At 32.9% G+C, this 19,225-nt stretch carries 14 protein-coding genes; all 14 read left to right on the forward strand.

The genetic code is table 11. The features are described 5' to 3' along the window. Positions 1–3: 3 nt before the first annotated feature. The gene (locus ACFSR3_RS11810) at positions 4–735 is read left to right on the forward strand and encodes a polysaccharide biosynthesis/export family protein (protein WP_379821181.1); all 732 of its coding nucleotides are present in this window, start codon (positions 4–6) and stop codon (positions 733–735) included. Positions 736–746: 11 nt separating this feature from the next. Then, entirely contained in the window at positions 747–2,897 is a 2,151-nt protein-coding gene (locus ACFSR3_RS11815; protein ID WP_379821183.1) for a GumC family protein, read from the forward strand. A gap of 12 nt (positions 2,898–2,909) precedes the next feature. Then, a complete protein-coding gene (locus ACFSR3_RS11820) occupies positions 2,910–4,133 on the forward strand; it encodes a hypothetical protein (protein ID WP_379821184.1) in 1,224 nt (407 codons plus the stop codon). Next, positions 4,124–5,239, forward strand: coding sequence for a glycosyltransferase family 4 protein (locus tag ACFSR3_RS11825; protein WP_379821185.1), 1,116 nt, complete (start codon positions 4,124–4,126; stop codon positions 5,237–5,239). The genes ACFSR3_RS11820 and ACFSR3_RS11825 overlap by 10 nt, the downstream gene beginning before the upstream one ends. Then, positions 5,239–6,528 (forward strand): O-antigen ligase family protein, encoded by a 1,290-nt coding sequence (locus tag ACFSR3_RS11830; protein ID WP_114757951.1) that lies wholly within the window; start codon positions 5,239–5,241, stop codon positions 6,526–6,528. The genes ACFSR3_RS11825 and ACFSR3_RS11830 overlap by 1 nt, the downstream gene beginning before the upstream one ends. A gap of 137 nt (positions 6,529–6,665) precedes the next feature. Beyond that, positions 6,666–9,035: a hypothetical protein gene (locus ACFSR3_RS11835; RefSeq protein WP_379821186.1), complete on the forward strand. Its 2,370-nt coding sequence runs from the start codon at positions 6,666–6,668 to the stop codon at positions 9,033–9,035. A 1-nt stretch (position 9,036) separates the two neighbouring features. Then, entirely contained in the window at positions 9,037–9,735 is a 699-nt protein-coding gene (locus ACFSR3_RS11840; RefSeq protein WP_379821187.1) for an acyltransferase, read from the forward strand. Further along, a complete protein-coding gene (locus ACFSR3_RS11845) occupies positions 9,725–10,960 on the forward strand; it encodes a glycosyltransferase family 4 protein (RefSeq protein ID WP_379821188.1) in 1,236 nt (411 codons plus the stop codon). The genes ACFSR3_RS11840 and ACFSR3_RS11845 overlap by 11 nt, the downstream gene beginning before the upstream one ends. After that, positions 10,957–12,024, forward strand: a complete 1,068-nt coding sequence (locus ACFSR3_RS11850; protein ID WP_379821189.1) for a glycosyltransferase family 4 protein — start codon at positions 10,957–10,959, stop codon at positions 12,022–12,024. The genes ACFSR3_RS11845 and ACFSR3_RS11850 overlap by 4 nt, the downstream gene beginning before the upstream one ends. Before the next feature lie 121 nt (positions 12,025–12,145). Continuing rightward, positions 12,146–13,357, forward strand: coding sequence for a DUF1972 domain-containing protein (locus tag ACFSR3_RS11855; RefSeq protein ID WP_379821190.1), 1,212 nt, complete (start codon positions 12,146–12,148; stop codon positions 13,355–13,357). A gap of 3 nt (positions 13,358–13,360) precedes the next feature. Then, positions 13,361–14,470 carry a glycosyltransferase family 4 protein gene (locus tag ACFSR3_RS11860; RefSeq protein ID WP_379821191.1) on the forward strand — a complete coding sequence of 370 codons (1,110 nt, stop codon included), beginning with the start codon at positions 13,361–13,363 and terminating at the stop codon, positions 14,468–14,470. A 218-nt stretch (positions 14,471–14,688) separates the two neighbouring features. Further along, positions 14,689–15,873 (forward strand): PAS domain-containing sensor histidine kinase, encoded by a 1,185-nt coding sequence (locus ACFSR3_RS11865; protein ID WP_379821192.1) that lies wholly within the window; start codon positions 14,689–14,691, stop codon positions 15,871–15,873. Then, positions 15,870–16,919: a response regulator gene (locus tag ACFSR3_RS11870; RefSeq protein ID WP_379821193.1), complete on the forward strand. Its 1,050-nt coding sequence runs from the start codon at positions 15,870–15,872 to the stop codon at positions 16,917–16,919. The genes ACFSR3_RS11865 and ACFSR3_RS11870 overlap by 4 nt, the downstream gene beginning before the upstream one ends. A gap of 635 nt (positions 16,920–17,554) precedes the next feature. After that, the coding region (locus ACFSR3_RS11875; RefSeq protein WP_379821194.1) for a PKD domain-containing protein at positions 17,555–19,225 on the forward strand (1,671 nt) is incomplete at its 3' end.

Raw genomic sequence — 19,225 nt, forward strand, 5'->3', positions numbered from 1 at the left:
GATATGAAAACTACACTTAAATATCTTTTTATTGTTTTGATTCTGAGCTCTTGCAAAACACAAAATCTGCTTGTGAGCAAAGAACAAAAACCTGAAGATAAGAATACATTTCTATATGATTCAGATTATCAGTACAGGATTCGTAAAGACGATAAAATATCCATCTCAGTATGGGGTGAAGATGATTTAAGTGTAGGGTCGGTCTATGGGATTTATAACTCTAACGAAGTTTACGGAAAGTGGTTGATGGTAGACATAAATGGAAATATAGAAGTTCCTAAAATTGGTACTACTAATGTTTTAGGAAAAACAGTACCTGAGTTAAAAAATATACTTACCGAAAAATTAAAAAAATGGCTTGTAAATCCTATCGTTGATATAAAAGTACTTAACAAGGAAATCACAATTTTAGGTGAGGTTAGAAACCCTAATACCATACAGGTTGATAAAGATAACGTTACTTTATTAGAACTGATAAGTAAAACCGGAGGATTTGAGTTTTATGCTAATCTTAAATCTATAAAGGTTTTAAGACAGGAGGGAGAAAATGTGAGGGTCACAAATATTGATCTTACAACTGCAAATGATATTTTGAATACCAATATACAATTACATCCGGGTGATGTTGTAATTGTACCTTCCAAGAAGAACAAGGAATTTGATAAACGCATAGCTACAATTATACCACTGGCTACTACAGTAAGCGCAGCAGCAATTTTAGTGGGACTTCTTTAAAAACTCCAGCCATGAATGAGAACATAAGAATACTGAAACCTTTCTTCAGAGGGATCCCTATTATAATTATGGTAATGATACTGTCTGTACTTGCAGCCAAAAAATACCTTAATTACGTGACCCCAATGTATGAAAGTACAGCTAAATTAAAGTTGGCCGATGTACAGGAAGGTGTGCCCAGTGCCAATCTTTTTAAAGACTTTGACGTTTTTGCTTCAGCTAATAAAATAGCAACTGAGATTGAAGTGTTGAAATCATCGTTACTTGTTGAGAAAGCATTAGGAGAACTTCCTTTTAACAAAGAGATTTATAGAAAGGGTAGTGTACAATCAGTTGAATTATTTAATAATTCTCCAATACTTATTGATGCAACGTTTAGCTCTGATAAAGCACTAAACAAACGTTATGGCCTTAAAGTACTTTCAAATAATGAGTTTTTATTTACTTATCCTGATTCTGAAAGGAATATTAAAGGCATTTTAGGTAAACCTCTAAAAATAGATTATGGAACTATACTGGTTCGGTTGAATGAAGAGTATATTAAATCAAAAAAGGAAGTAAAAATAGCTGATGATTATGAATTTGAATACCTGAGCCAGGCAAAGCTTATGGATAAAATAAATAAAGAATTAGATATTGTAGCCGTTGATAAGGATGTACCGGTAATTAGAATTAACCTTAAAAGCAATGTACCTGAAAAAGCTTCATTATTCGTAAATAAATTAGCTGAAGTTTACATTAGGGATTATATTGAAAGTAAATATAAAGCAGCCGATACTACTGTTGATTTTCTTAAGGGTGAAATTACATCTTCCAACGAAAAGTTAACCAAATCAGAAGATAATATACAAAATTTCAGAGATAAAAAGAATATCATCAATCTTACTCAGGAGACTGAAACCGATCTAAGGAAAATAGCACAGTTAAAGATTGAAAAAACTAACCTTAAAATGAGCCTGGATGCCATTAAAGAACTAAATGGCTACATCGATTCGGGTAAGGATAATTATCTTGATCTGGCGGCAAATTTTGAAGCATTTACCGATTTGCTTTCTACAGAAATGGTAAAAAACATGAAAGCACTTCAGGCTGAGAAAAAAGACTTATTACTTACATATACACCTGAGAATGACAAGGTAAAAATCATTGATTCTAAAATTAAAGATTTAACCGACTACCAGATTGAAAGCATTAAAAACACAGAGAAGAATCTTCAGGTAAAATATAACGAATTATCTTCTCAAATAGGTCAGGCAGAGCAGGCTTTTGTGGGCTTGCCGGAAAAAGAAAAACAACTGAACATACTTAACAGAGAGTTCAATTTGTATGAGAAAAATTATAATTTTTTAAATGAAAAAAGAATTGATGCTGAAATAGCCAAATCGGCCAAAATAGCATTTCATAAAATAATAACCCCTGGAGACATTCCTGCTTCGCCTGTATCACCAATAAGAGCTATTATAATAATTGTATCTGCAATAATGGGAATGTTTGGATCTTTGGTTCTTATATATGCTGTTCATTTTGCAAAAGCAAAAGTTAATGATATTTATACGATTGAAAAGAACAGTAGTATTCCTGTTGCATTAGCTACTCCATTTATTAAAAATAAAGAAGAAATAGGAGAAACTTTTTTACAGGAGGCTATGCAGATGGATCTTAAGGGACTGGTTGGTGAGAAAAGTATATTGGCTATAAGCTCATTTGATAAATCCAGTGATCATAGGTTTCATTCATTGAACCTTATTAATTCATTTAGGGAGCAGGGAAGAAAGGTACTGGTTATTGACGCTACCGGAGAGCTTGAAGTTGAGAATGATAAAGAAGATTATATTGATTTCTCTGAAGCGAAATACCTAAGTTATACTAAATCGGCCTTTGATAATTTAATAAAAGAACAGATGGAAGATTATGAACTATGTGTAGTGCATAATCAATCCATAAAAAAAGGGTCACTTTCTTTAGTGTTTATGAGCCTTGCAAATCAAAACTTTGTTGTTCTTGATAGCAGGCAAACTGCTGAGAAAACAATTTTAAAGATTGAACTTTTAAAAGAAGAATATAATCTTCCGGGTATGTGGTTTATATTGAATAAAACAGGCTATAACCCTAGTATTTTCTCATCGCTTAAAAAAATGTACAGACAGATCACCAACAAGTAAAAGTGTTTTGATATGTATCCATTTAAAAAAATAGCCGTCTCAAAACCTCTCCTGGCTTTTACAGATCAGGCGCTATTTAGTGGTACAAGTTTTTTGCTAACACTCTTGTTAGCCCAAAAGATGGACATTAAAAGTTTTGGAATCTATTCATCAGTGGTATTAATTGTGTATCTTTTAGTAAGTGTTTTTAGTGCTGTTTTGATTCAGCCTTTTCAGGTTTCATTTTCTACAATTAAACAGCCTAAGCAATATATCTCCTTTTTGTTTTCGGGATTGATAATTCTCCTTTCATTATTGGTTGTGATTCTCTTACTGTTGAATAGATTCATTTTTCAGGAAGGCTATCATATAGTTACCGGCTCACTTTTATGTTTTTGCGTTGGATTTTTGATAAATGATTTTCTAAGAAAGATTTTTCTGGGCACCGGTGATATCAGAATTGTACTCATTATGGATAGCCTTTATTTTTTATTGCTTATATATTTATTTATCACTCCTGATTTTAGTTTATCCGGAATTTTATGGATACTGGGTTCTGCAAATTTGATTTCTTCACTTCCAGGCTTAGGCTATATGGTTAAACATTACGAAATACCTGTCTTGTGGGGTGAGTATTTTAAAGATCATATTCAGCAGGGAAAATGGCTGCTAAGTGTAGCGGTTTTACAATGGTGTTCAGGGAATTTTTTCGTATTGGTTTCCGGAATTTATTTAGGAGTAGAAGCTTTAGGGGCTTTGAGGCTTGTACAATCATTTTTTGGAATTATCAATGTAGGACTTCAAACCATAGAGAATTATTTTGTACCTAAAATATCTTCAATTTATAATGAAAGTGTTGAGAAAGCAAAGGCATATATTGTTAAACTTACTGTAAGCGGACTTGTAATTTTTGGAGTTATACTCTTGCCTGTTTTTGTTTTCTCAGATAAGATTATTTTTATTGTCGGAGGCTTACAGTATCAGAATTACGGATATGTAGTAAAAATGATCTGTATTCTGTATCTCTTCATTTTTTTAGGTTATCCTGTAAGGATATCTATCAGGGTGTTGATTCTTAATAAAACTTTTTTCATAGGATATTTAATGTCATTTATCTCATCAATAGCAACATTCCATTTCCTGTTAGAGTTTTACGGGCTTTACGGAGCTATAACAGGGCTTATTATCAATCAGCTTATAATGATGATTTATTGGCAAAATCAATTAAATAATAAACAATTCGTATTATGGAAATAATTCATTTAATTCTTGGTAAAGCTAATCCGGACAGGATGAATGGTGTAAACAAAGTGGTATACCAGTTAGCGACCAAACAAGCTGAATTTGGTGAAAAAGTTGCTGTTTGGGGAATTGTTAGTGATAAAGAAGAAAATTACGGCAGCCGCAATTTTGAGACCCGACTTTTTTTAAAAACTTCATTTCCTTTTTTCTTTTCAAAAGAACTGAAAGAAGCTATACTGGAAAAAAAAGGAAAAGCAGTGTTTCATCTTCATGGTGGATGGATTCCCGTTTATTTCTTATTAGCCAAACTGCTCTACAGGCACAACATAAAATTTGTAATTACTGCACACGGAGCCTATAATACCATAGCAATGAAAAAAAGCAGTATGATAAAAGCATTATACTTCCGTTTTTTCGAAAGAAGAATCCTTGAAACGGCAGACAGTATCCATTGCATAGGTAAAAGTGAAGTTCACGGGCTTAAAAAAATATTCAAAAAAGATAATGTTGTATTGCTGCCTTACGGATTTGTAAACAATTACCCTGTTGAGACCAAAGGTCCAAATAAAGAAAATATAATATTTGGTTTTATCGGAAGGCTGGATATATATACCAAAGGATTAGACACTTTGCTTCATGCCTTTAAAAAGTTTCATTATAACTATCCGGATTCTAAATTATGGATAGTGGGTGACAGTAATGAAAGAGAAACTCTTCAGCACTTGATTTCAAAAAATCATCTTGACAAAAATGTGGTTTTGTATGGGAGTAAATTTGGAGATGAAAAAAACGAGTTATTACAGAAAATGGATGTTTTTGTACATCCTTCCCGAAATGAGGGGTTACCCTTGTCAGTCATAGAAGCAGCAAGTTTTGGCAAGCCCTGTATTGTTACCGATAGTACGAATATTGGTCATGAAATAGCAAATTACAATGCGGGAGAGACCATATACTCACAAAATGAGAATAAACTTGAAGCTGCTATGGTTCACATGGTTAAAGTTTTTAATGATCCGGGTGCTTTTGTAGTAATGCAGCAAAATGCTATGCGAATGGTACAAGAGGAATACAACTGGGAAAAATTGCTATTGAAATTCCGCAATAATTTATACCACATGTAATGGAAACCAATGTAAAAATACACGACGCTTTTTTAAAAACAATAAACAATTACATGTTTATTGTTTTACTGCTGATGATAGCCTGTTTTTTTACATGGAGTGAAAATGTTGCAATCACCAGGGGTATAAAAGTAGTGGGAAGGATGGGACTAATGCTTTCGTCTATTGGTATTTATTACAAGATACTTAATTATGGAGCAGTAAATACGCTTGGATATAAAAATATATTTTCTCCATTATTTTATTTGTTGTACCTGACACTGGGGTTTTTATCCTTTATGTGGAGTACTAATCCTGGATTCAGTATGCTCCAGTGGTTTATGACTTTTCAAAGTCTTGTTTTTGCTTATTTTTTTATTAAAAGCTTAAAAGTACTGGATCATTTTTTTGAAGGTCATTCAATTCGTCTCTATCATTTACTTGGTAATTCTGTTTTCGTTTTGCAAACCATATTTGTAATTGGTATGTGGGTAGATCCTGATACTTTTTTCAGGTTGACAAATGGAGGAGAAGAAGCCCGTTTAGGAGGCGTAATGATGAATCCTAACGAACTGGGAATGTTGGCAGGCCTAGGTGTTGCTTGCCTGATTTTTGACCTTTACAGGAAAAAGAGTAAAGTATGGACTATCATAAAAATTCTTGTAATTTTTTACGCCCTATTCATGACAGGATCCCGTTCTTCGTTAATTGGAGTTTTATTAATCATATTTTTTCATATAAACCAAACTAAAAGGAAGGGCTTAAAAATGGCTATTATTGCAGGAGTTCTTTTGGTTGTACCTTTTGCAATACATCAGGTTATTTTAAAAGGGGGCGATAAAGAGCGTCTTGAAGAAATTCTTACCCTTACAGGGCGTTTACCTTTTTGGCAGGCTCTTGTTACTGAAGGTTTGCCAAGGGAGCCATTATTAGGTTTCGGCTATATGAGGATAGATTATAAAGAATTTTTTCAGAGTGTTCATACCTACCCGGGAAAAATGACTCATAACACTTTTATGCAGGTTTTAATGAACCTTGGGTTTATTGGACTTTGTACCGCAATTTTCCAGATGATTTTTACCTTTAGGGCATTCTTTTCTGAAAATAAAGAAAATAAACTTATGCTTATAGGCATGCTTATACCGGTACTTATAAATTCATTTACTGAATTTGGAATATTTGGTGAAAGCAATTATGGTATTCTTTTTTATCAGATGATAATCTTTTCGGTATCCTTTAAATATAATACCCGTTTAACTTCTGTTCAGAAAATTTACTTAAGAAAAAGAAGGCCTGATTTAGGTTTGTAGATTTCCAAAAACCGTATAATTTCCATTTTTTGGAATATTTTGTTATTTGCTGTTTGTTGAAAATGCCTGATTTTAAAGGGGTTTTAAGTTTTGGTATAATTTTCCTTTCTATAAAATTGAAATTAAATTTATATGTCATGGAAAATATATTTAATAAAATAGGATACACCCTATCACGTAAAAGCAACAGTACTAACGATTCTGTCCTTGATGTTTTATGTATTAAAAATCCGGATGGAAGTATTAGATGGGTATGGAATGCTAACAACAAAAAACCATTATTCCTAAAGTTTTATAATGTAGGAAACAAGAGGGCTAAATTGTTTGCATTTATGATAAAAATGGTTTTTGCGTTGAGACTGCAAAAGCTGATATTTAGCAGAACGAGATATTTTTACAACAAAGAAACTATTACGCTTTTTGACTGTAATGATGCATGGGCCTTATTTACCGGAACTGTTGGGCCTAATAATAAGGCTATATTATACACAAACAATTCCTTCTTCAAAATTGCTACTACTAATAATGCTCAGGAGCTGATAAAAAAAGAAAACAGGATTTTAAGCAATAATGCATTTTCAAATTTCAGAGTTCCTAAATCAAAACAAATATCGGATGATATTATTCAGCTTTCTGATGTTACAGAAAATGGTATCAGGACAGGAAAAATAGGTAATGGTCACCTTAAAGCTTTAGATGAAATGAATTTTCCTAATGACCAGATTGTTAAAATTAATTCTTGGAAATTATTTAATGATTTGAGGAAAGATTTCAGTACTATTAAAGATGAAAGAATTCCTAAAAACCTTATGAGGAAAATTAATATTCTCATCGATGGTTTAGATCCCGAAGAAGTTGTAGGGGTTTCTCTGTCCCATGGCGATTTTACTTCATGGAACATGTATGAAAGTGATGGTAAAATTGCATTATACGATTGGGAGCTTGCTACTTATGATCGTCCAAAGGGATTCGATTATTTTCATTATCTGATTCAGCAAGGTGTGATGGTTGATAGAAAATGCTGGAAAGACATTTATGAAGACATCAAAGACCAATGCTCCGGTGATTTTTGCAATACTGCTTTTGGATATGACCTGGAAATAGTAAACAGATATTTAAAGTTCTATTTACTGATAAATTGTATGAATTACTTAAAAGTTTATGCATCACAACCAAATTGGCATATACAGATCAACTGGTTATTTGAAGTTTGGAATGAAGCTCTGAATATGTTCCTGACAGAAAACAAAAGTTCAAGACAATTGATGATTATGGATTTATTTGATCATATCCAAAATGAGAATTATGCAGCAGTTAAATTCCTGAATGGCTATCCGGAAAACCTAAGCGTAAATTCAGACATAGATCTTATTGTAGAAAATGATCTCAATGACAAGCTTATTCATTTCTTCGAAAAACATTCTCTGGTAACAAAAATGGTATCTAAACCTAAGTCATTTATGAATACGATTCAACTGATATTAAGTGAAGGCTCTTTCCTTTCTATAGATCTTATATGGCAGCCTAAAAGAAGGAATGTTGTTTTCATGGAAGTAAAAAAAGTACTTAAAAATGCCTATATGAACAATTTTGGTGTCAGGACAACTTCTGTTAGCGACACTATGCAATACATCTCCGGATTCTATTCGCTTAACAATGCTGAAATACCTGAAAAATTTAAAGTATACGAAGAAGCGGCTGTTGACATGAATAAAAAAAATGACAGCATTGTTAATGAGTATTTTCAGGATTATGTGAAAGATAAAAAGGCACTGATGAGAAAATTGAGAAAGATTAAAGAAAACAGAGGCCTTAATGCTGTAAAAAACATGGTCTTATATTTTTATGATACTCTGACTTCCTTCAGAAGAAGAGGTTTTGTGGTTACTTTTAGCGGAGTAGACGGAGCAGGTAAATCTACAGTAATTGAAAATGTAGCCCAGTTAATAGAGAAACAATTAAGATTACCGGTAGTTGTTTTACGCCATCGTCCGTCTATACTGCCTATCATCAGCGTAATTTTTAAAGGTAGGGAAGAAGCTAAAAGAATTGTAGAGTCAAGCTTACCAAGAAAAGGGAACAATACCAGCTTTTTATCATCTCTTTTGCGCTTTTCATATTACTACACAGACTATTTTATAGGACAGTTTCTGGTATACATTAAATATACTTTAAGAGGCTATGTAGTAATTTATGATCGCTATTATTTTGATTTTATTGGCGATGCTAAAAGAAGCAATGTTGTTTTACCAAAAGGACTGTCATTCTTTGGTTATAGGTTTTTACTTAAACCTAAATTCAACTTCTTTCTTTTTGCTGATACACAGACTATTTTAGAAAGGAAAAAAGAGTTAGATGAATCCGCTATAAAAGAACTGACTAATAATTATGGCTCTTTGTTTGGAAAACTTGGAAAACAAAGCAAAAGCGAAGTATATGAGGTAATTGAGAACAATGATCTTAACATTACTCTTAATCATGTTTTACTAACCATTAAAAGCCATTGATATGAAAACTTTAATGCAGAAGTTGATTCAGCTTAGAAATCCTGATTTCAGGTTTGATGAAAATATCACTACGCCTATGCTGATACAGTTTATGGGGATACAATTTATGGCTGTATTTAGAGGACTGTTTGTATTCCTTTACCTGAAAAATCCTAAAGGGATGATGTTGGGTAAATCGGTAAGTTTCTTTAACCCATCGGGGATAACCTGGGGCCGATTTTTACGATTAGGAAATCATGTTTCCGTGTCTGCATTAAGCATTAATGGTGTGAGATTCGGTAATAATGTAAGCATAGGCGCCTTTAGCAGGATAATAGTATCAACATCGCTAAATAATCCCGGTGATAAGATTGTATTAGGAGATAATGTGGGTATTGGTGAATTTGCCTATTTAGGTGGTGGCGGTGGCTTAGAAATAGGGGATGAGTGTATTGTAGGACAGTACTTTAGCTGTCATCCCGAAAACCATAATTGTGATGACTTAAATATTTCTATCAGGCATCAGGGGGTTTCAAGAAAAGGAATACGAATAGGTAGCAATTGCTGGATTGGCAGTAAGGTTACAATACTTGATGGTGTAGAAATAGGCAGTGGATGTGTTATAGCTGCAGGAAGTGTGGTAACTAAATCTTATCCGGATAATAGTATAATTGGAGGTGTTCCTGCTAAAATTTTAAAAAACAGGAATCATGAGCAATAGAACTATTTTAGCATCTTGTTATGCCGTTAATCCTTATAAAGGGTCCGAAGATGCAATGGGTTGGAATTTTGTAATGCAAATTGCCAGATTTAATAAAGTAATAGCGGTTACAAGAGAAAATAACAGAGAAGCAATTGAGCGATTTATGGCTATAAATCCGGCCTCTGAATATTCTAATATCACATTTTTATATTTTGATTTGCCTTATTACATGCGCTTCTGGAAAAAAGGAAGCCGTGGAGCCATACTTTACTTTTACTTATGGCAAAAGGGAATTGTAAGTTTTGTAAAAAAACAAAAACTCAGCTTTGATATTGCTCACAATGTTAACTTTCATAACGACTGGACACCCAGTTTTTTATGGAAATTAAATAAACCTTTGGTTTGGGGTCCCGTCGGTCATCATCCGCTCATTCCAAAAATGTATTTGAGACCTTATTCCCTAAATTATAGTATAAAAGATAGCCTTACCTGGCTTGTAAAAAAAATATTCTGGAATTATTCATCTGCTTTAAAAGAAACAAAAGATAATTCGGCCCATATATGGTGTATGAATACTGATGTTCCTGTTAAGCTTAACCTGAAAGGAAATAGCTATTCTGTTTTTCCATCTGTAGCATCTGAGGATTATTCCGATACTGTCGAGGTTGGAGAAACACAAGGTTTCCATATTATAAGTGCCGGACGTTTTGTTCCTCTCAAAGGTTTTGATCTTACCATTCGTTCTTTTATCCAATTTTTAGATAGAATACCTTTTGAAGAAAGGGAGAATTGTAAACTAACGCTTGTAGGCTCAGGACCGGAAAAAGGATTTTACGAGCAATTGATCAATAACAGCATTGCTAAAGATAATATTGAAATTATTGAATGGATTGAGCGTAAGGAGTTAATGAAACTCTACGCAAAATCATCTGTGTTTATGTTCCCATCCCACGAAGGAGCAGGGATGGTTGTAGCAGAAGCATTATCCTTTGGTTTACCTGTAATTTGCCTTGACAACATTGGTCCGGGGCAATACATAACACCTGAATGTGGTTTTATCATACCTCAAACAAATTATGATGCAACGGTTTCAGGACTTGATGATGCATTATACAAATTGTTTAACGACAATAGTTTGTTGGCAAAAATGAGCAGGAACGCGCGTGAAAGATATAATGAACGATTTACCTGGAATAGCAGGGGCGAGCATCTAAAAGAAATTTATAATAACATATCATTATGAGAGTTATAGCGGTACACTTATTAAATGACTTTAGCGGCAGCCCTAAAGTTTTAAGACAACTGTTAAATGGCTGGGCTAAAAGAAATGTTGAATTACATTTATTCACCTGTGGCGGACGAGAAGGGTTCTTATCAAATTTGCCCAATGTTAATCATTATTTCTATTGGTATAGGTTTACTAAAAATCCATTGATACGATTGATATTTCTTTTCTCAAGTCAAATTCTTTTAGCCGTTAAATTAGTCTTCTTCCTGAATAAAGACGATGTATTGTATATAAATACCGTGTTACCATTTGGAGCTGCATTAGCCGGAAAAATAAGAGGTGTAAAAGTCGTTTATCATATACATGAAACTAGTATGAAGCCACTGCTATTCAAACGCTTTTTGTTTGGTATTGTTAGATGTTCAGCTGATGATATTGTATATGTTTCTGAGTTTTTAGCCAATCAGGAGCCATTGGATGTTAGAAAACATATTATCCATAATGTTCTTGAGGAAGAATTCATTCAAAAAACATCAGTTTCTTCAAATTATTCGAAACACGAAAAGATCGTATTGATGATATGTTCATTAAAAGCATACAAAGGAGTCAATGAGTTTTTAAATTTGGCTGAAATGAATTCAGGATATGTTTTTAAGTTGATTGTAAACGCATCAATTTCAGAAATTTACGACTACTTTAAAAATGTAGAAATACCTGCAAATCTCTTAATTTATCCTACTCAGATTGACACACATCAATTTTACAATGAGGCTGCTATGGTGCTAAATTTATCGGATACAAAACTGTGGGTTGAAACCTTTGGCCTAACAATTTTAGAGGCGATGGCTTATGGTTTGCCGACGATAGTTCCTCCTGTTGGCGGTGTTACTGAACTCGTAGATGAAGGTAAAAATGGTTTTTTAATAGACAGTAAAAACCTGTCATTACTATCCGCCACCATTTGCAGAGTTTTGGAGGATAAAGAGCTATACAATGAAATGAGTAAACATGCAAAAGATAAAAGCAGGGACTTTAACCTTGATATTTTTGAGCAAAAATCATTTAACCTGCTTTCCTGATAATGTTTTTATTTCCAAAATATGGAAAATTAAATATTAATACTTGTTTTTAACTTACTGAAAATCAATGGTTTTTAATTAAAGCATGATTTTGGTACTGTACCAGAAAAATAATCAAATTATGAAAACACGTAAAATTGCCATAATTGGTACCGTAGGCTTACCTGCTAAGTATGGAGGTTTTGAAACCCTTGCAGATCATTTGGTGAGCAATCTATCTGATAAGTATGATTTTACGGTCTATTGTTCTCAAAAGAAATATAAAAAGGAAGAACGATTAAAATCATACAAAGGAGCAAAGTTAAAATACATTCCTTTAGAAGCTAACGGGATTCAGAGCATATTATATGATACTATTTCTATAATTCATGCAATTTTTAAAAATGATGTTTTACTGATTCTTGGTGTGGCCGGAGCATGGATTTTGCCTTTTGTGAGATTATTTACAAATAAAAAAATAATCATTTCAATTGATGGAATCGAATGGAAAAGGGATAAATGGCCACTGATGGCTAAATTGTATTTGTGGTGGTCAGAAAAAATAGCTGTAAGATATTCACATATTGACATCTCAGATAACGAATCCATTCAGGATTATACAGCTATCCGTTATGAAACACTAAGCCGTGTTATTGAATATGGCGCAGATCATACAAAAAATGTAAAACCTAATGAAGAGGATATACGTAAATATTCGTTTCTTAAAGAGAATTATGCGGTAAAGGTATGTCGTATTGAGCCAGAAAATAATGTTCATGTAGTTTTAGAAGCTTTCAAACAAAAATCAGACACCAATCTGGTACTCGTAGGGAACTGGAATAATAGTGAGTATGGTAAAAAACTGAAAGATAAATATAATGAAGTCCAAAATCTTTATTTGTACGATCCTATTTATGACCAGAGGCAAATTGATTTGATAAGAGGAAACGCAAGTTTATATATTCACGGGCATTCAGCAGGAGGAACCAATCCATCCCTGGTTGAAGCTATGTATTTAGAGCTACCGGTTATAGCTTTTAATGTCTCTTATAATATTACAACTACTGAAGGAAAAGCGCTCTATTTTTCGTCTGTACAAGATTTAGTAAATCAATTATCTATTGTTAATGATGAAATGCTGGTTAAACTTGCTGCTGCAATGTCTTCAATAGCCAGGAGAAGGTATACCTGGAATACCATTGCCAGGAAATATGAATTTTTGATTGAAGAAGCTTATATAACTAAAAGGAAGATAGGTATTTCTTCGGAGGTAAAAAGACTAAGGAATTCTTTTTTACAGGATTTTCAGCTGTCACATCTAAAAGACAATAACTTTTTTTACGAAAACAGATAAGTCATGAAAACACTATTGGAAATTATATCGTATGGATTTTTGTCGCTTCTTTTGACAATCAGTTTCATACCATTCATTAGAAAAGTTGCAATTTCTGTTAACCTGGTAGATAAACCTAATTACAGAAAAGTGCATTTAGATACAGTACCTTTGATAGGAGGGATAGCAATAGCCTTAGTAGTATTTATGGTGATTTTTATTTCTGGTTTCAGAAATGTTTTTATCAAAGAATACTTTAGTGTTTTTGCAGGAGCAATTACTTTGCTAATCGTTGGTATTATTGATGATAAAAATGATATTTCGGCAAAGTATAAATTAGCGATACAACTAATTTTGGCTCTAATCATTGCACTTTCCGGTACAAGACTGACTTCGCTATATGGCTTATTTGGTATTTATGAAATAAGTACGTGGATACAGTATTTATTGACAATTTTAATTATTACGGGTGTTGTTAACGCTTTTAATCTTATGGACGGAGTAGATGGTCTCATGGGTGGACTTTCATTAATTGGTTTCTCAATTTTTCTGATTTCCGCAATTTATTTCAAAGATTATTTTCTGGTATTTTTAAGTGCTGTTTTTATGGGAGCCATCGTAGGTTTTCTAAAATTTAATTTAGGGAAGAAAAAGATTTTCATTGGTGATTCAGGATCTCTTTTCATAGGCTTTATAATGATAACATTGGCTATAAAGTTTTTACAAAAAAACATGTTGCCGCATGATACAACCCCCGATCTTGTTTTATTAATCTTGCTTGTCTTTTTTTCAATACCAGTTTTTGATTCGTTAAGGGTATATATGGGAAGAATGAAAAATGGAAAATCTCCTTTTAAAGCTGATAAATCACATCTTCATCACTTGTTGCTTAGTATTGGTTTAACACATAAGAAAGTAGATATTGTAATTTCTGCAATATGTATGTTAATGCTTATATTGATTGTCAGTTTAAAATCTTTTTTGACAATGACCTTAATTATTATGCTTTTAATTCTTTCTTTTTCAATAATCATAAGATTGCTTCTGATGATTAATAAGTTATATCAATGGACTACTAGAATCAAAGTGATGGAGTGTTCGGTAAACAAAAAAGAAAGCAATTTAGATTATTAATTATTGTATTTCGTTTATCTCCTTCTATTATTGACGAAATTATATTGACAGACATGCTAAATAATTATTTATAATAGTTATCGGATTATTCTTAAATATATATGTTGTTAACTTACTGAAATTACTTTTATATTCATTTTTAATTAAAAAATAAATTATTTTAATGTTAATTTATTTAAAAATTGAATAAATTTGTACTTCCCCCAAACTTGATCGATATGGAAGATCATATTCTTTTTAATGCTATTATCGAAAATGCAATTGACGGAATTATTACGATTGATGAACATGGCGTAATCGAATCGATAAATCCCTCAGCATGCAATCTCTTTTTGTATTATCCACACGAACTTATCGGAAAAAGCATTGAATTATTAATGCCTGTTTCTTATATAGAAAAGTATAATTCGTGTTTACACTCTTTATTGTCTTCCGGGATTGATTCCAGAGGTATTAATAGGGATGTACTGGGTAAGAAAAAAGACGGTTCTATATTCTCTTTTAGATTAGGAATTAGTGAAATCAATTTTCATGGTAAAAGACTGTTTACAGGATTTGTTCATGACCTGAGTTATCGAACCGAGGTAGAAAACAAGCTGCTTCAGTATACTCAGCATTTAGAAGAAATAGTAAAGGACCGTACAAACTCTTTGAATGAAACAATTGAAGCTCTTACCGAAGCCAAAGAAGAAATAAGTACAACTTTGGAAAATGAAATAAAGATGAGCAGGCTAAAAAGCAGGCTTTTATCTATGGCTTCTCATGAATTTCGCACACCTTTGAGTACTATTCAGCTTTCTTCATCTTTGATTCAGCATTACGCCGAAAAATCCGAGCACAATAAAATTGAGAATCACGTTTACAAGATTAAAAGTGCCATTGGTAATCTCACGACGATTCTTAATGATTTTTTACAGCTTGAAAAGACCGAATCTGATAAAATAAAAGTTTCTTATACCTATTTCGAACTTGATTTATTTGTTAATGAGATAATAGAAGAGTTACAATTACTTGCTAAGAAGAGCCAAAAGATAATAAGCAGGCATACGGGTAAATTCAGATTAGTAACATTAGATCAAAATTTGCTTAGAAATTGCATTATTAATTTGGTATCTAATGCCATTAAATATTCCGGTGAAGAAACTAATATTGAGATTCACTCTTCTATAACAGCAAAAAGTATAAATATAACTGTTAAGGATAATGGTATTGGTATACCAAAAGAAGAGCAGGAACATTTGTTTGAGGCCTTTTTCAGGGCTCAAAATACAGGAAATATTCCGGGAACAGGACTAGGACTTCATATAGTGTCCAGATATGTAAAACTTATGGCAGGATCTATAAGTTTCAAAAGTAAACAAAATGAAGGTACAATATTTTCAATTAAATTTCCATTATCATGAGCAAAGTACTTATTATTGAGGACAATGACAGCATCAGGGAAAATATTATTGAAATATTAGAACTGTCTGGCTACGAAGTTTTATCTGCATCAAACGGAAAGTCAGGAATAGAACTTGCAATAACACATAATCCCGATATCATATTATGTGATATAATGATGCCTGAACTAGATGGTTATGGGGTATTGCATGTACTTAGTCAAAGTTCAGTAACCAAAACAATTCCTTTTATATTTCTAACAGCCAAAACAGAAAGATCGGATTTAAGGAAAGGTATGGAACTGGGAGCGGATGATTATCTCACCAAGCCTTTTGATGATTCAGAATTACTCAGGGCTATTGAAAGCCGTACCAAAAAAAAAGAAGCACAGCAATTATATTATGGGCAGACTCCTGAAAATCTTAATACTATAATCTCAAATAAAAAAGGACTGGATGAATTAAAAAGTGTTATGCAGGAGCGAAGCTGTAGGAAATTCAAACCTCATCAGCATATTCATTATGAGGGAGATCACGTAACCGGTATATATTACATTATAAGCGGAACAGTAAAAACTGTAAAATTTACCAAAGATGGACGTGAGCTAATTACGGGCATATACAAAGAGGGAGATTACCTGGATATAAACGTTATGCTATCGGCAAATATTTACAGTGATACAGCCATTGCGATAGAAGAAACAGTTTTAAGTTTTTTACCCATTGATCAATTAGATAAGCTTATTTTTTTACATCCTGAAATTGGAGCCAAATTCATTAATATACTTACCTGCAATATCAGAGAAAAAGAATTACGTCTTCTGCAAATTGCTTACATGTCAGTACGTAAAAGGATAGCAGAGGGAATAATTAAAATGGCCGGGCAACATAATTGTGACAACGCTATGATAAAAATAACACGGGATGATCTTGCAGCACTATCAGGAACTTCCCCTGAAACTGTTAGTCGTACGCTAAGTGATTTTAAAGAAGAAGGGCTTATTAAAAAAAGCGCAGGAACGCTTCATATTCTTAATTTTAATAAGCTTAATACGTTAAGGAACTAGCTGTAAAATAAATTGAAAGTAAGGTAAAAAAACATCATTTTGGATTTTCCAAGATGATGTTTTTTTTGCGCTTTAAAATCAATAATCCACATTGCGTTTTTCAGGATTAATTACGCCTTTTTTCTCATCAAAAATATACTAATTTTTTTGGATACCATGCCTTAAATAAGAATGATATAAATCATCTTTTTAGGTGATCTGTGTCATTACGTATGCTGTATTTAAAATTTAACTTTGATAGGTGTTTTAGATATGTTTTAAATATATCGTTTGATTTTTTTGTTAAAAAATCTACTATTTGAATATCATAAGGCTTCCAAAAATAAAGATAGTTAACTGAATGTCTCATTTTTTAAAACTTGTTTTTGCTAAAAATTAACAAGATATAAATTGTAAAAAAAGTTAATAAAACAAACTAATTTATAGTCGTAAAGATTATACCAGCCCCCTTAAAAATAACCTTATAATTCCTACCTCCTCTAATACTTTATAAATTGTTATACCACAATTACGAAGGTTTTTTTAAGCACTAAGCTAATCAGTTGATAAGCTTATAAAAAACATACTTTTTTGATCAAATAAAAGGATTAAAAAACACAACAATCTCAAAATACAGTTTTCAAAAATTAGAGATTATGAAAAACATTACTTCCTTTTTTAAAAATATTAAATGTAGTCTTGTAACAGTATTTCTATTATTTAATATTCATTATGCATTTTCGCAAGTAGATCTAAGGACGTGTGGTTTTAATTGTACTTCAAATAATTATACATTAACGGATGTATATTTAAGCCTTTCATCCGTAAGTGGTACTCCTATAGGTAATACGCCTTGTACAATTGGTCAATCACAACAGGTTTACATCTACTTAAATTATTCATCAAATTCGAGCTCCACAGTTCACTTTGCCAGATTAAATGCCGACTTAAATATAGGCGGAACAACAACTTTTGTTAATGTTCTTTTGGGAGATGTAGTTCCCGGGAACAACATCAAATTATTATATGGGCCTTTTAATTGGGTTTGTGGTGACGAATTAAGTCTTACCAATACTATAATTGCCTGGAAAACTACTAGTAATAACGATCCGGGACCAAATTATCAATGTAGTAATTACTCTAATTCACAATGTGATTTTACTAATGCTATAACAATTTCTAAGCCTTTAGCGGTTCAGTTTAGTTACAAAGCGTGTAAAGTTGGAAACAATACAACTGTGAATTTCACTTCAACAACAAATGGTGGTAAAACGCCATATACATATGCATGGGATTTTCAAAATGATGGAGGGGCGCCTGATTCTACTTTATCAAATCCCACATATGTATACACAACTCCTAATAATACTGCAAAACTTACCGTTACCGATGCTCAGAATATGTCAAATTCCTATACACTGGCTATTATTCAGCCTGCTGAATTAATGGTAAGTGAGACACATACAACCATAGGGTGTAGTGGAGGAACATCATCCATAACATTAAATGTAACCGGAGGAACACCAGGTTATACATATTTGTGGAATACGGGAGCAACAACAATGAACCTCTCTAATGTGTCTTCGGGTACATATTCGGTTACTGTAAAGGATAGTAATAATTGTACTAAGCAACTATCAGTAACTATACCGGGAGGAGATACGATTAAGCCTGTAATTAATCCTTTACCTGCTCCTACAACTATTAATTGTCCGGATACGCCAGTATTTACTCAGGCAGTTGCTACTGATAATAGTGGGACAGTCAGCTCGTTGACTTATACAGAAGTTAATACTCCGGGATCTTGTTCGGGGACTTATTCTATAACAAGAACGTGGATAGCTACAGATGCATGTAACAATCAGTCTCTTCCTGTAAGTCAAACGATTAATGTTGTGGACAATACACCCCCAGTATGGTCCACCGCAGCATCAGCACTTAATGTAACGTTGCAATGCAGTGATGCTTCAGGACTTGCAACTGCTCAGTCAGAAGCTCCTGTTGCTACAGATAATTGTGGAGGTACAATTACGTACACCAAAACCTCAGGTTCATTTGCAGCAGGTTCATGCGCTAATGCAGGCACTTATACCAATACCTGGGTTGCAAAAGATGTTTGTAATAATACTTCCTCAGTGTTTACTCAGGTAATTACTATTGAAGATACCCAGGTTCCTGTGTGGAGTACCGCAGCATCATCTCTAAATGTAACATTGCAATGCAGTGATGCTTCAGGACTTGCAACTGCTCAGTCACAAGCTCCGGTTGCTACCGACAATTGTGGCGGAGTAATCACCTACACCAAAACCTCAGGAGAATTTACCCGA

It is taken from the genome of Flavobacterium suzhouense, from assembly GCF_042684765.1.
GTDB lineage: Bacteria > Bacteroidota > Bacteroidia > Flavobacteriales > Flavobacteriaceae > Flavobacterium > Flavobacterium suzhouense.

Excerpts from the sequence above, each read along its gene's own strand:
- ACFSR3_RS11835 (WP_379821186.1), top strand. The coding sequence starts at position 6,666 with ATGGAAAATATATTTAATAAAATAGGATACACCCTATCACGTAAAAGC.
- ACFSR3_RS11855 (WP_379821190.1), top strand. The coding sequence starts at position 12,146 with ATGAAAACACGTAAAATTGCCATAATTGGTACCGTAGGCTTACCTGCT.
- ACFSR3_RS11820 (WP_379821184.1), top strand. The coding sequence starts at position 2,910 with ATGTATCCATTTAAAAAAATAGCCGTCTCAAAACCTCTCCTGGCTTTT.
- ACFSR3_RS11850 (WP_379821189.1), top strand. The coding sequence starts at position 10,957 with ATGAGAGTTATAGCGGTACACTTATTAAATGACTTTAGCGGCAGCCCT.
- ACFSR3_RS11815 (WP_379821183.1), top strand. The coding sequence starts at position 747 with ATGAATGAGAACATAAGAATACTGAAACCTTTCTTCAGAGGGATCCCT.
- ACFSR3_RS11830 (WP_114757951.1), top strand. The coding sequence starts at position 5,239 with ATGGAAACCAATGTAAAAATACACGACGCTTTTTTAAAAACAATAAAC.
- ACFSR3_RS11810 (WP_379821181.1), top strand. The coding sequence starts at position 4 with ATGAAAACTACACTTAAATATCTTTTTATTGTTTTGATTCTGAGCTCT.
- ACFSR3_RS11840 (WP_379821187.1), top strand. The coding sequence starts at position 9,037 with ATGAAAACTTTAATGCAGAAGTTGATTCAGCTTAGAAATCCTGATTTC.
- ACFSR3_RS11870 (WP_379821193.1), top strand. The coding sequence starts at position 15,870 with ATGAGCAAAGTACTTATTATTGAGGACAATGACAGCATCAGGGAAAAT.
- ACFSR3_RS11860 (WP_379821191.1), top strand. The coding sequence starts at position 13,361 with ATGAAAACACTATTGGAAATTATATCGTATGGATTTTTGTCGCTTCTT.
- ACFSR3_RS11825 (WP_379821185.1), top strand. The coding sequence starts at position 4,124 with ATGGAAATAATTCATTTAATTCTTGGTAAAGCTAATCCGGACAGGATG.
- ACFSR3_RS11845 (WP_379821188.1), top strand. The coding sequence starts at position 9,725 with ATGAGCAATAGAACTATTTTAGCATCTTGTTATGCCGTTAATCCTTAT.
- ACFSR3_RS11865 (WP_379821192.1), top strand. The coding sequence starts at position 14,689 with ATGGAAGATCATATTCTTTTTAATGCTATTATCGAAAATGCAATTGAC.